Here is a 14,943-nt window from a genome sequence, read left to right as displayed (position 1 = left end):
TATGCAAACGCGCCGGGGCTCCGGCCAGATTCAAGTCAGGCGCGCCAACGCCAGCGGGCCAGGGCCTTGATGACTTTCATCCAGAGTTTGCGAGTGACGACCACGATGGATTCTCTAAAGGAGGGGGACTTGATCTCGGGCAACGTTATCTCAGCGCCCTGCGCTAAGCAACCGGCAGAACTGCCCGGAATCAGCTTGCGTAAATCATCGATGACGAGCGCCGGTGACTCTTCCTCGATCGGGCGACCGTGGTTGTAGCCGTAACTCAATGCCACGCACGCGACGCCGGCCGCCTTGGCCGCCAGCACGTCGTTGCGCGAGTCGCCCACGAACAGCGACTGCGAACCCGGTACGCCGGCCATTTTCATCACGAAGAACAACGCCGCCGGATCAGGCTTCTGCTGCGGCAGCGTGTCGCCACCCACGATCCAGCGGAAGAAGCGGCCGAGCTTGAGGTCATCCAGCAAGGGCGCAACAAAGCGCTCCGGCTTGTTGGTGATCAGTGCCATTTCGACGCCCATCTTCTGCAGCCACTTCAGGGTTTCCCGGACGCCGGGGTAGACCTTGGTGAGTGCGTGGCTGCCGCTGTAGGCCTCCATGAAAATAGCCAGAGCGGCCTCCGTGTCTTGCTCATCAACGGCGGTGTGGTCCATGCCGTTCGCCAGCGCGCGGCGCACCAGAACACGCACGCCGTTGCCGATCCAGTCACGTACTCGCTCGATGCCCGCAGGGGGGCGGCCGAGCTGAATCAGGGTTTTATCCACAGCTGCTGCCAGGTCCGGCACCGAGTCGACCAGTGTGCCGTCGAGGTCGAACATGATCAGCTTGGGCAGACGACCCGGGAACAGCTGCTCGAAGCCGCTCATCAACGGGCCAGCGCCAGTTCTGCGTGCATTTTCGCAATGACTTCCTGGTAATCAGGCGCATTGAAGATAGCCGAGCCCGCGACGAAGGTGTCAGCGCCGGCTGCGGCGATTTCGCGGATGTTATTGACGTTGACGCCGCCGTCGATTTCCAGACGTATATCGCGACCGGACGCGTCGATGAGTGCGCGGGCCTCGCGCAGCTTGTTGAGCGTACCAGGGATGAATTTCTGACCGCCGAAGCCAGGGTTGACGCTCATGAGCAGGATCATGTCGACCTTGTCCATGACGTATTCGAGCAGGTTCAGCGGAGTCGCCGGGTTGAACACCAGGCCTGCCTTGCAGCCGCCTTCGCGGATCAATTGCAGAGAGCGGTCGATGTGCTGGGTCGCTTCCGGGTGGAAGGTGATGTAGGTGGCGCCGGCTTCGATGAAGTCGCCGATGATGCGATCCACCGGACTGACCATCAGGTGAACATCGATGGGCGCCGAGATGCCGTACTTGCGCAACGCCGCACAGACCATCGGTCCGATCGTCAGGTTGGGGACGTAGTGGTTGTCCATGACATCGAAGTGGACGATGTCGGCGCCAGCGGCCAGCACGTTGTCGACTTCCTGGCCCAGACGGGCGAAATCGGCGGACAGAATCGAAGGAGCAATAGCGAAGGGCTGCATGACGCACCTTTTTTGAGCGAAATCACGGTGGCGCGCATTGTACTCCAAGAGTTGAAACGTGCGTTGGGTCGCTAGCGAGTGGGAAACCGGTTCGCCAAACACGTCAAGAACGAACGCGGACGGATGCAAGTGCACCAGTGCCTGTCCGCTAGTTGCTGGCGTCACTGCGGTTGAGGCGCCTGGCACAGCTGATCAGTACGCCGCGCGGTAGATTTTCTCGATGTCGGCGGCGGTCAGTTTCCGGGGGTTGTTGCGCATCAGGCGCTCGATCTTGCTGGCCTCCTCCGCCATCTCGGGAATAGCGTCCTCGGGCACATTGAAACTGCGCAGGCCAGAGGGGATTTCCACCGCTGCGCACAAGTCGGCCATGGCGTTAACCGCCAGGTCGGCGGCATCCTTGTCGCTGAGGTGAGCGACGCGAAGGCCCATCGCTTCGGCAATGTCACGCATCCGTTCGACGCAGGCGAGCTTGTTCCATGCCATCACATACGGCAGCAGCAACGCGTTGCTCACGCCGTGAGCAATGTTGAAACGCCCTCCCAACGGATATGCCAGCGCATGCACCGCGCCGACCCCGGCATTGCCGAACGCCATGCCCGCCATGAGGCTGGCGGTGGCCATGTCTTCCCGCGCCTGCACATTCGACGGATTGGCGTAGGCCTTGGGCAGCGCCTTGACGATCAGCTTGATGGCGCCCAAGGCGATGGCGTCGGTGATCGGCGAAGCATTCACTGAAAGGTAGGCTTCGATGGCGTGTACCAGCGCGTCTACACCGCTGGCTGCCGTCACGCTGCGCGGACAGGTCAGGGTCATCAGCGGGCTGACCAGCGCGACGTCGGGCAACAGGTAGTCACTGACGATGCCTTTTTTCAGCTGTGCCTGCTTGTCCGAAAAAATCGCCACATTGGTGACTTCCGAACCGGTGCCGGCGGTGGTCGGGATGGCAATCAGCGGCGGGCCCTTGCGTGTGACCTGATCAACCCCGAACAACTCGGCCAGAGGCCCTTCGTGGTTGGCGAACGCCGCGACGCCTTTGGCAATGTCGATGGCACTGCCCCCTCCCACGCCGATCAGCCCATCGTGACCGCCGTCCCGGTAGGCGCGGGTGCAGTCCTCGACGATAGCGATCTCGGGCTCGGGTTTGACCTGATCAAACAGGCCATAACGACGACCGCCCAATTGCGCCAGCGCCAGATCGACCGTCCCGGACTGGACCAGTATCGCGTCGGTGACAATCAGCGGGTTTTGGACGTTGAGCCGGCTCAGTTCGGCTGACAGCGCCTCGATGGCGGCGGGGCCGGTGATCAGTTTGTTGGCGATTTTGAAGGCAGAAATACTCATCGGGCTCGTCCTTTACGCTGTTTTGGGAGACGCGGCTCTTGTACAAGGCAGGGTTGGCATGCGGTGAGTCAAACATAGACCGGTTCGCGTGAGGCGTCAGCTTTGTGATGTAGGAAAGGCTGAGGTGTGCGCTATCAAATTTGCGGCGTTGCGCCTGACGCCTTCCCGGCTAAAGCCGGTCCCACAAAGAATATGCGGTGTGTCAGCGAGACTCACTGGATGCTGCTTTGCTTTTAGTGGGGCCAGCTTCAGCCGGGAAGAGGCCCCTGTGTGCGCCATCGATTTTGCGGCGTTGCGCCTGACGCCTTCCCGGCTAAAGCCGGTCCTACAAAGAGCATGTGGTGTCTCAGCAAAACTCACTGGATGAACGCGCTGCTTTTGCTTTAGTGGGACCGGCTTCAGCCGGGAAGAGGCTCCTGTGTGGGTATCAATTTTGCGGCGTGGCACCTGATGCTTCCCCGGCTAAAGCCGGTCCCACAAAGAGCATGTGGTGTGTCAGCAAGACTCACTGGATGAACGCGCTGCTTTTGGTGGGACCGGCTTCAGCCGGGAAGAGGTCCCGGTGTGCGCTATCGATTTTGCGGCGTGGCACCTGATGCCTTCCCGGCTCAAGCCAGCCCCACAAAGAGCATGCGGTGGTCAGCAAGACTCACTGGATGAACGCGCTGCTTTGCTTTTAGTGGGACCGGCTTCAGCCGGGAAGAGATCCCGGTATGCGCTATCGACTTTGCGGCGTGGCACCTGACGCCTTCCCGGCTAAGCCGGTCCTACAATTCGCGTCCCGGTCAGTTCCTCCGGTGGGCTTTGATCACTCCACCGCCGTGCGCAATTTCTCGCTGCGACCGCGCAGCCATTCCAGCACCAGCAACAGCACCACCGAGAACCCGATAAGCAAGGTCGCCGCAGCGGCGATTGTCGGGCTGAGGTTCTCGCGGATACCGCTGAACATCTGCCTGGGCAAGGTCGCCTGGCCCGGGCCTGCGAGGAACAGCGTGACGACCACTTCATCGAACGAGGTGGCAAAGGCAAACAACGCCCCCGAGATTACCCCTGGTGCAATCAACGGCAGGGTCACGCGACGAAACACGGTGGTTGGCGAGGCGCCCAGGCTCGCCGCTGCACGCACCAGGTTGTAATTGAAACCCTGCAGCGTGGCCGACACCGTGATGATCACGAAAGGCACCCCCAACACGGCATGCACCAGAATCAGCGAGATGTAGCTGTTGCCCAGCCCCAACGGTGCAAAAAACAGATAGCTCGCCACCCCGACAATCACCACGGGCACCACCATCGGCGAAATCACCAGCGCCATCACCAGCGCCTTGCCGGGAAAGTTGCTGCGGGTCAGACCGATCGCCGCAAGTGTCCCGAAACCCATGGCCAGCAACGTCGCAGCAGGCGCGACGATCAGGCTGTTCTTCAGCGCGCGCATCCACTCCGCAGAACCGAAGAAGTCCTGATACCAGTGCAGCGAAAAGCCCTGCAGCGGATAGACCAGAAAGCTGCCGGAGTTGAACGAGAGCGGGACAATGACCAGCACGGGCAGCACCAGAAACAGCAGAATCAACCCGCATAGGGTGCGCAGCGTGTAATGCCAGACACGCTCGATAGGTGAGGAATAAGGGCTCAACATGGTCGTTTTCCTCAGCTCAGACGCAGACGGCTGGCGCCGACCAGCCAGTTATAAATCAGGTACAGCACAACGGTGGCCAGCAGCAGCAATCCGCCGAGCGCCGTCGCCATTCCCCAGTTGATGCTCGTGTTGGTGTAGAACGCCACGAAATAACTGACCATCTGATCGTTCGGGCTGCCGAGCAGCGCCGGGGTGATGTAGTAGCCGATGGCAAGGATGAACACCAACAGACAGCCCGCGCCCACACCGGCGTAGGTCTGCGGGAAGTACACGCGCCAGAAACTGGCGAACGGGTTGCAGCCCAGCGAGATCGCCGCGCGCATGTACGTCGGCGAGATGCCCTTCATCACGCTGTAGATGGGCAGGATCATGAACGGCAGCATGATGTGCACCATCGAGATATAAACGCCGACCCGGTTGAACACCAGCTCCAGCGGTTTATCGATGATGCCCATGGCCATCAGCGCGCCGTTGATCAGGCCGCTCGATTGCAGCAACACGATCCAGGCGGCGACGCGCACCAGGATCGACGTCCAGAACGGCAGCAAAACCAGAATCATCAGCAGGTTGCTCTGCCGCGCAGGCAGATTGGCCAGCAGGTAAGCCAGTGGATACGCCAGCAGCAGGCAGATCACGGTGATCACCAGGCCCATCCAGAAGGTACGGGCAAAGATGTCGATGTAAATCGCCTGATCGGGCGTGGCCGGCGCCACTTCGCCGAGGTCATCGATACGATGGTCGACAGCGGCTAGCAGGTAATAGGGGGTGAAGCTTGAGGTGTTGCGACGGATCGCCTGCCAATACGCGGGGTCGCCCCAGCGCTCGTCGACGGCTTCCAGCGCTTCTTTATAAGAAGCAGGCTCTTCCTTGAACGGCATGGCGCGGGCGGTTTTCGCCAGCAGGCTGCGGTAACCCGCCAGCTCCTGGTTCAAGCGTTTGGACAGATCGCCCAGCGTCTGATTCTTGCGTGCCTCGGCCAGGTCCTGGCTTGCGGCCTTGTACACCGCCTCGGGTGGCAGTCCCTTGCCGTCCCATTTCGTTACTTCAAGCACGGTAAGCGGCATGCCGCCGACCACTTCCGGGTTACTGACGCTTTTGTAGAGCAGCGCCGCAATCGGCACCAGAAACACCAGCAACAGGAAGATCACCAATGGCGCGATCAACGCCTGAGCCTTCCAGCGATTGACGCGCTCGGCACGGGCCAGGCGTTGCTTCAGGGTCGGGCTGGCGCCTTCAGTCAGGGGCACGGCGGTGGCCATAGTGAACTCCGAAATCTCTCAACAAAGAGCGCGTCCCCTGCCCTGCTTTCAGACAGTTCAGACGACGCACCCGGATCTAACTCACAACGAAGCGCTTACAGGGCTGCGATCTTATTTAGCCGCCCAGGAATTGAAGCGCTGTTCCAGCGACTCACCGAAGTCGGCCCAGAATTTCACGTCGATCTGCACCTGGTCCTTGATGTTCTCAGGGGTGGTCGGCATGTTCTTCAGGGTCTCAGCGCTCAACAGCGCAACCGCGCCGGTGTTGGCCGGGCCGTAAGCGATGTTTTCGGAGTAGGTCTTCTGCTGTTCCGGCTTGAGCGAGTAGGCGATGAACTTCTTCGCTTCTTCGGCGTTTTTCGCACCCTTCGGAATCGCCCACGCGTCGAAGTCATACACGCCGCCGGTCCACACCACTTTCAGGTTGCTCTCTTTCTGCACGGCAGCGATGCGACCGTTGTAGGCCGAGCTCATCACGACATCGCCCGATTGCAGGTACTGTGGCGGCTGTGCACCGGCTTCCCACCACTGGATGCTTGGCTTGAGCTTGTCGAGCATTTTGAAGGCGCGGTCCTGGCCTTCCTTGGTCGCCAGCACTTTGTAGACCTCTTTTGGCGCAACACCGTCAGCCATCAGGGCGAATTCCAGGGTGTATTTGGCGCCCTTGCGCAGGCCACGCTTGCCCGGAAATTTCTCGGTGTCCCAGAAGTCAGCCCAGCCGGTCGGCGCGGATTTCAGCTTGTCGGCGTTGTAGGCCAGCACGGTGGACCAGACGAAAAAGCCGACGCCACACTCGGAGATTGCGCCCTTGACGTAGTTGTCTTTGTTGCCGAGGTCAACCGACGCCAGCGACTCGAACATATCTTCGTCACAGCCACGGGACAGCTCCGGCGACTCCACCTCTACCAAATCCCAGGTCACGCTTTTGGTGTCGACCATGGCTTTGACCTTGGCCATCTCACCGTTGTATTCGCCCGCGATGATCTTGCCGTTGCCGGCTTTTTCCCAGGGTGCGTAGAAGGCCTTTTCCTGGGCCGCCTTGTTCGCGCCACCGAAGGAAACGACCGTCAGGTCCGCTGCCATGGCTTGCGCCGCGCACATCATGCCGACCGATAGGGCGGTGAGCTTCAATGTCTTGAGCATCAGTTTTTCTCCACGAACAATGTTGGTTAAGCGATAGGGCGATTTGGCTCGCCTCTGGTTTCTTCGGTTGACGCATAACGCAGGTGTATCAATGTGCATCCAGCAAAGGGTCAAGCGCGCGCGCGTGCTCAACCTGCCATCCAAGGGGCACGACGTCGCCAACACTCAGCGCCGGATCGAGCTCGGCGATGGGCTGCTTGACGAAAAAATCGGTTTTACCGGCCACTTCCAGACGCACCCGGACGTGGTCGCCCAAATAGATGAATTCGGCGACGCGGCCGGAGAAGCGGTTGACGCAGCTTTCGCTTCGGCCATTGAGGTTCACGCGTTCGGGACGAATCGAAAGCGTGACCGGGCTTCCCGTGGCGCCGACGTTTATCGCCAGCGCTTCGACTTTTTCGCCGCGCGCCAGGCCCACCACGCAGCGATCGCCGCTCTGGCTGAGCAAGGTGCCGTTGATGCGGTTGTTCTCGCCGATGAAATTGGCAACGAAGGTATTTTTCGGTTCTTCGTAGAGCGTGCGTGGCGGGGCAATCTGCTGAATTTCGCCCTGGTGGAACACCGCAACACGGTCGGACATGGTCAGCGCTTCGCCCTGATCGTGGGTCACGTAAACGACCGTCACGCCGAGGCGCTGGTGCAGGTGCTTGATTTCCATCTGCATGTGTTCGCGCAATTGCTTGTCGAGCGCACCGAGGGGTTCGTCCATCAGCACCAGCTGCGGCTCGAACACCAACGCCCGGGCCAACGCCACACGCTGTTGCTGACCACCCGACAATTGCGCCGGATAGCGATGGGCAAAGGTGCCGAGCTGCACCATGTCGAGCGCTCGCTTGACCTTCTCGGCGACGTCGGTCTTGCTCATGCCGCGCACTGACAGAGGAAACGCAAGGTTTTCGGCAACCGTCATGTGCGGGAACAGTGCGTAATTCTGGAACACCATGCCGATGTCGCGCTTGTGCGGCGGCACGTTGTTGATCGAACGGCCGGCCAGCAGGATCTCGCCTGCGGTCGGCGTCTCGAAACCGGCGAGCATCATCAGACTGGTGGTTTTGCCGGAACCGGACGGCCCGAGCAGGGTGAGGAATTCGCCTTTGCAAATATCCAGGTTGAGGTTTTTGACGATCAGGGCTTCGCCGTCGTAGCTTTTTTGCACACCGCGAAAGCTGACCAGAACATCATTCGCCCCAGCGCTTGAATCGACGTTGCTCATTGCCCACACCTTTGTTTGATCCACCGTGGGGATCAAGCCTAGATGAGCCTGAAGGCCGCGCAAATCGGGGCGTGAGAGAGATTGGCCTAGGCGCTGTGGAAGGTTTGGGGTAGGGGATGCCCTACAGGGATGGCGGGAATAAGTATGTCGCCGACAGGGTATTTTTCGAGAGGCATGACGCCTTCGCGTTCAAGCTCATGCCCAGAGCGGTTTGCCGTGTGACTGGAGGCTTTCGCGTGTTCGCGAAGGCGGCTTAACGATGAACCGTAGATGTCGCTTTCAGACCAGCTTTTGTTCCATCGCATACTTCACCAGCTCGGCCAGCGAAGTGATTTTCAGCTTCTGCATCAAGCGCGCCTTGTGGGTGCTGATGGTCTTGCTGCTCAGCGCCAACTGCTGGGCAATGTCGTTGACGTTGGCGCCCTGGGCCAGGCGCTCGAACACTGAAAACTCGCGCTCGGACAAGAGCGAGTGCAAAGGCCGGTTATCCGTCAGCCCGACTTCAAACACCATGCGATCAGCCAGGTCCGGATCGATGTAACGCCCGCCTGCGGCCACGCGCCGGATCGCCGTTAGCAACAACGCGGGGTCGCTGTCTTTGGTCGCGTACCCGGCGGCACCGACCTTCAAGGCGCGCGCAGCCATCTGCGCTTCATCGTGCATCGACAGCACCAGAATCGCAGGCGGATGGTTCAGCGCGCGAATCCTCGGGATCGCCTCCAGGCCGTTGACCCCCGGCATGGAGATGTCCAGCAGCACAACCTCACACTCGATATGGCGCAACGCCTCAAGCAGCTGCTCGCCGTTGCTGGCCTCCCCGACCACCAGCAAATCCTTCGCCAGCCCGATCAGCTGCTTGATGCCCTCGCGGACAATCGTGTGGTCTTCGGCAACCAATACGCGAATCAATGCACGTGCTCCTCAGCGACCGGGTCCAGCGGAATGTGGATGCGCAAGGTTGTGCCTTCTCCGGGCAAGGTGTCCAGACACAATTCGCCGCCCAATATCAAAACCCGCTCGCGCATGCCCACCAGCCCGAACGAGACCGGGCGTTGAGCGTGCAGGTCAAAGCCCTTGCCGTCGTCGGCGATGCGCAGGCACAGCACGCCATCGATCAGCGTCAGGCTCAGCTCGACGGTGTGCGCCTCGGCGTGGCGCATGACGTTGGTCAGCGACTCCTGAAGAATGCGAAACAGCCCGATGGCCGTAGCGTCCGGCAGCCTCGGCAGGTTGTCTGGCACCTGCACCAGACAGGGTATTTGCGTGCGCGCTTCGAAGCGTCGAGCCTGCCATTCGATGGCCGAGGCGATACCGGCGTCGAGAATCGGTGGCCGCAACGCAGTCGCCACGTCCCGCACCAGCTGGAATAGCTGCGCAATCAAGCGCTTCATGCTGTTCAAACGGTCGCGCAGGCCAGGGTCGAGGTCAGCGTAGGCCAGTTCACACATGGACGTTTCCAGCTTGAGCACGGTCAGCATTTGGCCCAACTCGTCGTGCACTTCGCGGGCGATGCGCGCCTTTTCTTCTTCGCGCACGGTTTCCAGGTGCGCCGAAAGCTCGCGCAATTGCTCGGCCAGCACCTGCAGGCGCGCTTCACTTTCCTGCAATGCAGCCAGGGACCGGCGCCGCTCGGTCACGTCGGTGATGAACACCACCAGATACTCGGCGTCGCGAAAGCGCAGAAAGCTCAGCGACACATCGGCGGGGAGAATGCTGCCGTCGGCGCGCACACAGTTGCTTTCGTAGTTCTGCGGACCTTCTTCGCTGGAGCGCGCGGCCTTCCATAGATTAAGCCAGCGATCCATGTTAAGACCCGGCTCGAAATCAATCAGCGGCCGGTCCACTACCCTGCCCGGCGAATACCCCAGCATGGTTTCGGCCGCCTGATTGGCGTAACGCACGTGGCTGTCCCAATTCACCCAAAGAATGCCGACCGTGCTCTGATCGATGGAGAACTGCGCGAGACGCAGGGCCTCCTCGCCTGCCTGGCGCTTGGCGATCTCGTCCCGTGCGGCGAGCACCTGCTTCTCCAACTGCTGCTGTTGTTTGCGCTGCCAGTAAACAATCGCTGCGCTGGCCAGAAACAGGACCAACAGCAGCAGCGCGATGTTCTTCCACAGCCCCGGCGAGTCACTGATCTGCGGGTATTTTGGTTGCAGCCATTGCGTGTGCAGCTGTTCGAGATCACGGGCCGGGATGGCGCTCAATGCCTGGCTGATGATGTCGGCGAGCTGCGGTGAGTCGCGCCGGGATGCCACGCGCAGCAACTGCGGAAAACCAATGTCGCCGACCACGGCGAGCCCGGCGAACTCGGCCTCGCGTGACAGCCGACTAAGCTGCGCCTCGTCGATCACGGCGTACCGCGCCTGCTGGCTGAGCAAGAGCTGCAAGGCCTGACGTTCCAACGGCACGCCCTGCAGATTGAGATGGGTGTAGTTGCTGCGCAGGTAATCAGCGGTAGCGCTGGGCATGCGCACGGCGACGCGGACCTGGGCGTCGAGCTTCTCCAGATCCACCGCTCCGGCACCCTCGCGCTCGCCGACAATCAGTTGCGGCACACGCATGTACGGATCGGAATACAGCCAGACACGCAGGCCGGCAGGGGTCTGGGTCAACCCGGGCGCGAAGTCGATCTGGCCATCGACCAGCGCTTTTTCGAGTTCGGCCTGATCGGCGTAACTGCGCCACAGCAGGTCCACCTGAAGGGTTTTTTCCATGAGGTTGATGAGGTCGACGTTCGCGCCCGACAACTGCTGAGCACGACGGTCGAGCTGGGCGTATGGCGTTTGAAGGACCAGTCCCACGCGCAACTGCCCGCGCTGGGTCAGCCAGTCCCGCTGATCGCTGCTCAGCGGGTCGGCCTGCGCGGGCGAAGCAGCGGCACAGTGCGAGATTGGCGACACGATCAGCATCAGGCCGATCAAGAGCGCGCGCGTATCGCCGATAAACCGAAGGCACAGGCCAGGGATTCTCAAACTGTCGTCTCCATTTTGCTGAATCCTGTGCCAATCATGCGCTGGGCGTGTCCGCTCGCTTAGGCGCGGCGATTGATTGCCTGGCCTGACAAACCGCCGCCAACCCATTAGTCTGCCGGAATTGTCTCCGGCCTTTGGAATACTCGATGTCCTACACCCTTCGCGCAATATTTCCTGCGCTGTGCCTGACGCTGATACTACCTTGCTCGCAGCTCGTGATGGCCGCGGATCTGGCGCCCAGCAAAGACGCCAAGCCCGCTGAGGCACCGGTCGAGCGTGCGGCACTGCCGACGCGCTCCGAGGAGGACACGCTGGCGCTGGAACGTCAGGTGCCACAGGCCGAGCAACAGCAGTTGCAAGCTGGCGAAGAGACGTTTCTGGCGTTGTGGAAACCGGCGAACGTCGACGAGGCGAAAGGGGCGGTAATCATCGTTCCGGGTGCCGATGAGTCAGCGGACTGGCCGGTCGCCGTTGGACCGTTGCGGCGCAAGTTGCCGGACGTTGCCTGGTCCAGCCTTAGCCTGAGCCTGCCGGACGCGCACAATGACGGGATTTTCGCGCGAGCGGCGGATGCGCCAGCTGCGGCGGTTACGGGCGATAAACCCAAGGACGCCGCGGCGAAAACACCCGACCCCGCCGCCAGCGCTGAAGCGCAAGCAGCGGTAGACGCAGAACAGGCAGCTATTCAGGCAGATCAGGCCAAGGCCAACGCCGAGAAAATCTTCGCCCGCATCGACAGTGCCGTGGCGTTTGCCCAGCAGAACAAGGCCCGCAGTATCGTCCTTCTCGGCCATGGCAGCGGCGCTTATTGGGCCGCTCGCTACATGAGCGAGCGTCCATCCCCGGCCATCCAGCGTCTAGTGATGGTTACCGCGGTAGACACCGGCAAGGAAACGCCATCGCTGATGGAGCTGCTGCCAACAGTGAAGGTCCCAACCGCCGACTTCGTCAACAAGGACCGCTCTGTCCCGCGCCAGCAGGCACAAGATCGCCTGGACGCGAGCAAACGAAGCAAAAATGCGAAGTTCACCCAGGTGGCATTGAGCGCGATCCCGGGCAACCCAACAATGGAGCAGGACCAGTTGTTTCGGCGGGTGCGCGGGTGGTTAGAGGGGCAGTGAACACCTTTCGCGGCGCACGGTGCGTCTTTGATGCTGCCCGCTCTGCTGACAGCATTAAGCACCAGAAACGTCAGCGAAACCCGCGCCGGTCGCGAATCACCGCGTAGGCATGATGCAGCTCGCGGGTCTTCTCGGTGGCGTCACGCACTTGTACCTGATTGGCGCCACTGCCGGCGATTTTGTCGGGGTGATGGCGACTCAACAATCGACGGTAGGCGCGCTTGATCTGCGCCGGTTCGGCATCGGCTTTCACGCCCAGCAAGCGCAGCGCGTCCTGGAACTCGCCGCCACTGCTGGCGGGAGCGCCTCGTGAACGCTGTTCGTCTTCGGTCGATGACAATCTTTCGACTTTGTCCGCCGCCCAGCCCAGCCATTTGCCCCACAGCACAATCAAGTCACGCTCGGCGCGCGATGCTTTGCCATCCGCCCACGCCATGCGCCAACAGGCACGCAGCAAGCCTTCGGCGGCGTGAGGCTGAGTTTTCAGACGCGTCAGGTGGACGCGCAAATTATCGCGCCCGTCCTTGCCTCGATTGAATGCCTGGATAGCCCGTCGCTGCGCCGGTTCACTGAGGTCTAGCCGGCGCATTTCAACGCGAGCTTGCTGAATATGCCCGTCAACCACGCGGCCGTCGCTTTTGGCCAGCCGCCCCAACAGGATGAAAATAAGCTCGTCATCACGCGGTACGGTGCGGCCGTTGGCGCGCTCTCGCATCTCTGCCCAGCTGCGGAAATTCAGTCGTCGATCGAGCGCCTGTCCCAGCAACGCGCCGAGCATTGCGCCAGGAATGCTGGCGATGAGGTACCCGACGCCACCGCCAACCACCGTAAATGGCCACAGCATCTAGGGCTTCACCGCAAGCAGTTGCTCGACTTCGGCCAGCCGTTCATGCGTACCGACGTCCACCCAGCGCCCGGCAAAACGTTCGCCGGTCACCAGGCCTTTCGCCATGGCGTCGCGTAACAGGGGCGCGAGCTTGAATGCGCCTGCAGTGCAACCGGCGAAGAGCTGCGGGTGCAGCACCGCAATGCCGCTGTAGGTCAGGCGTGTTTGAGCGGCATAATCGTGCACTTGCCCGTCAACGAGCGAGAAATCCCCGCCAGGATGATGCGGCGGGTTGTCCACCAGCACCAGATGGGCAAGCCCCTTGATGGGTTTCATCAATGAGCTGAAGTCGAAATCGACCCAGATATCGCCGTTGACGACGAGAAAGGGCTTCTCGCCCAAAAGCGGCAACGCACGAAAGATGCCGCCGCCCGTCTCCAGCGGCTCGCCCTCTGGTGAGTAGCCGATCTTCAGTCCCAGCTCACGCCCGTTGCCCAGGTAGTCCTCGATCTGCTGCCCCAGCCATGCATGATTGATCACAACGTCTTCAAAGCCGGCTGATTTGATCGCGCGCAGGTGATATTCAATCAGTGGAACTCCGCCGGCACGCACCAGCGGTTTGGGTGTGTGCAGGGTCAACGGGCGCAGGCGCTCGCCTTTGCCCGCCGCCAGAATCATTGCTTTCATGCAACCCTCTTCAAGACAATCTTCAAGTGCAGTCCCTTTTCAATTGCATTTCGCTCCTCAACTCCAACGCTCACACGACAGGTGCTTGTTTTGTCTGTCCCAGGCTGGTCAGCAGATTACTCAACTCGACCAGTTCCGGACGTCGCGTCAATACCGCGTGTATATAAGAGAAGAAGCGCGGCACGTCGGCGACGTAGCGTGGCTTGCCATCACGGTGGCAGATGCGGGCAAAAATACCGATCACCTTCAGATGTCTTTGCACGCCCATCAGATCACTGGCACGACGAAACTCATTGAAATCGTCCTGCACCGGGATGCCTGCTGCGGCGGCCTTGTTCCAATACACCTCAAGCCAGCCCGCTACGCGCTCCTCCGGCCAACTCAGGAACGCATCCTTGAACAGGCAGGTGATGTCATAGGTGACCGGGCCATATACCGCGTCCTGGAAATCCAGCACCCCAGGGTTTGGCTCGCTGAGCATCAGGTTTCGCGGCATATAGTCACGGTGCACCAGCACCTTGGGTTGGGCCAGCGCGCTCTCGATCAGCAGATCACTGACCGCCTGCCAACTGGCCTGCTGTGCCTGATCGAACTCGACGCCCAGATGACGCTTCACGTACCACTCGGGAAACAGCTCCAGTTCGCGGCGCAGCAGTGCGACGTCGTAACTGGGCAACGGCGCTTCCATTGGCAGCTGCTGATAAGCAAGCAGCGCGTTGATTGCATCATCGAACAGTTGGTCGGCATTGCCCTCGCCGATCACATCAAGGTAGGTCTGGCGACCCAGGTCATTCAACAACAGGAAGCCCTGATTCAGGTCTTCGGCATAAATTTTCGGAACATTAATGCCCGACCCGCTCAATAAATGAGCGATATCAACGAAGGGTTTGCAGTTTTCCTGGGGCGGTGGCGCGTCCATGACAATAAAAGTGCGGCCCTCCCCCTCCCAGCGGAAGTAGCGTCGGAAACTCGCATCGCTACTGGCCGCAATCAACGTGGCCGGGGGTATGGGGCCCCAGCCCTGGGCCGCAAATAAACGCGGGAGCTGCTCATCGAGCCAAACTTTCAGGTGTTGCAGGCGTACATCTTGATCTGGCATTGCAAGGGTCTCCGACGGCGCTAGCCGTCAAGCGGGTCATGCTTTATTATCCGACATCTTTTTCAGCCCATCGAGAGGCGTGCGGCCCCCCCGCGGGCAGATGGCGCGC

Annotated in this window: 13 protein-coding genes; 1 reads left to right on the top strand and 12 read right to left on the bottom strand. The window is 61.0% G+C overall.

Going from position 1 to position 14,943, the window contains the following annotated elements; genetic code table 11:
- Positions 1–35: 35 nt before the first annotated feature.
- The 9 genes from VF672_RS12385 to VF672_RS12345 form a co-directional block, all read right to left on the bottom strand.
- Entirely contained in the window at positions 36–866 is an 831-nt protein-coding gene (locus VF672_RS12385; RefSeq protein WP_331104878.1) for a phosphoglycolate phosphatase, read from the bottom strand.
- Positions 866–1,537, bottom strand: a complete 672-nt coding sequence (gene rpe, locus VF672_RS12380) for a ribulose-phosphate 3-epimerase (protein WP_331104877.1) — start codon at positions 1,535–1,537, stop codon at positions 866–868. Before rpe ends, VF672_RS12385 begins: the two co-directional genes overlap by 1 nt.
- 192 nt (positions 1,538–1,729) lie before the next feature.
- Positions 1,730–2,878 carry an iron-containing alcohol dehydrogenase gene (locus VF672_RS12375; RefSeq protein WP_331104876.1) on the bottom strand — a complete coding sequence of 383 codons (1,149 nt, stop codon included), beginning with the start codon at positions 2,876–2,878 and terminating at the stop codon, positions 1,730–1,732.
- Positions 2,879–3,686: 808 nt separating this feature from the next.
- Positions 3,687–4,511 (bottom strand): ABC transporter permease, encoded by an 825-nt coding sequence (locus tag VF672_RS12370; RefSeq protein WP_331104875.1) that lies wholly within the window; start codon positions 4,509–4,511, stop codon positions 3,687–3,689.
- An 11-nt stretch (positions 4,512–4,522) separates the two neighbouring features.
- Positions 4,523–5,770, bottom strand: a complete 1,248-nt coding sequence (locus VF672_RS12365; protein ID WP_331104874.1) for an ABC transporter permease — start codon at positions 5,768–5,770, stop codon at positions 4,523–4,525.
- 111 nt (positions 5,771–5,881) lie between these two features.
- Positions 5,882–6,913 carry a polyamine ABC transporter substrate-binding protein gene (locus VF672_RS12360; RefSeq protein WP_331104873.1) on the bottom strand — a complete coding sequence of 344 codons (1,032 nt, stop codon included), beginning with the start codon at positions 6,911–6,913 and terminating at the stop codon, positions 5,882–5,884.
- 88 nt (positions 6,914–7,001) lie between these two features.
- Complete coding sequence (locus VF672_RS12355; RefSeq protein ID WP_331104872.1) at positions 7,002–8,126, bottom strand: ABC transporter ATP-binding protein; 1,125 nt, start codon at positions 8,124–8,126, stop codon at positions 7,002–7,004.
- Positions 8,127–8,405: 279 nt separating this feature from the next.
- On the bottom strand, positions 8,406–9,035 hold the full coding sequence (locus VF672_RS12350) for a response regulator transcription factor (RefSeq protein WP_331104871.1): 630 nt from the start codon (positions 9,033–9,035) through the stop codon (positions 8,406–8,408).
- Positions 9,032–11,038, bottom strand: coding sequence for a PAS domain-containing sensor histidine kinase (locus VF672_RS12345; protein ID WP_331104892.1), 2,007 nt, complete (start codon positions 11,036–11,038; stop codon positions 9,032–9,034). The genes VF672_RS12350 and VF672_RS12345 overlap by 4 nt, the downstream gene beginning before the upstream one ends.
- Positions 11,039–11,247: 209 nt before the next feature.
- On the opposite strand from VF672_RS12345, the gene VF672_RS12340 reads away from it, so the two are divergent.
- The gene (locus tag VF672_RS12340; RefSeq protein ID WP_331104870.1) at positions 11,248–12,222 is read left to right on the top strand and encodes an alpha/beta hydrolase family protein; all 975 of its coding nucleotides are present in this window, start codon (positions 11,248–11,250) and stop codon (positions 12,220–12,222) included.
- A gap of 70 nt (positions 12,223–12,292) precedes the next feature.
- On the opposite strand, the gene VF672_RS12335 is transcribed toward VF672_RS12340, so the two are convergent.
- From VF672_RS12335 to VF672_RS12325, 3 genes are all read right to left on the bottom strand, one after another.
- Positions 12,293–13,066 (bottom strand): DnaJ domain-containing protein, encoded by a 774-nt coding sequence (locus VF672_RS12335; protein WP_331104869.1) that lies wholly within the window; start codon positions 13,064–13,066, stop codon positions 12,293–12,295.
- Positions 13,067–13,735, bottom strand: coding sequence for an N-acetylmuramate alpha-1-phosphate uridylyltransferase MurU (gene murU / locus VF672_RS12330; protein WP_331104868.1), 669 nt, complete (start codon positions 13,733–13,735; stop codon positions 13,067–13,069).
- Positions 13,736–13,805: 70 nt separating this feature from the next.
- The gene (locus VF672_RS12325) at positions 13,806–14,834 is read right to left on the bottom strand and encodes an aminoglycoside phosphotransferase family protein (protein WP_331104867.1); all 1,029 of its coding nucleotides are present in this window, start codon (positions 14,832–14,834) and stop codon (positions 13,806–13,808) included.
- Positions 14,835–14,943 lie beyond the last annotated feature (109 nt).

Origin of the sequence: Pseudomonas sp., from assembly GCF_036387035.1 — a bacterium.
GTDB lineage: Bacteria > Pseudomonadota > Gammaproteobacteria > Pseudomonadales > Pseudomonadaceae > Aquipseudomonas.
The sequence above is the reverse complement of the archived record's forward strand: the minus strand, read 5'-3'. Positions and strand labels throughout refer to the sequence as shown.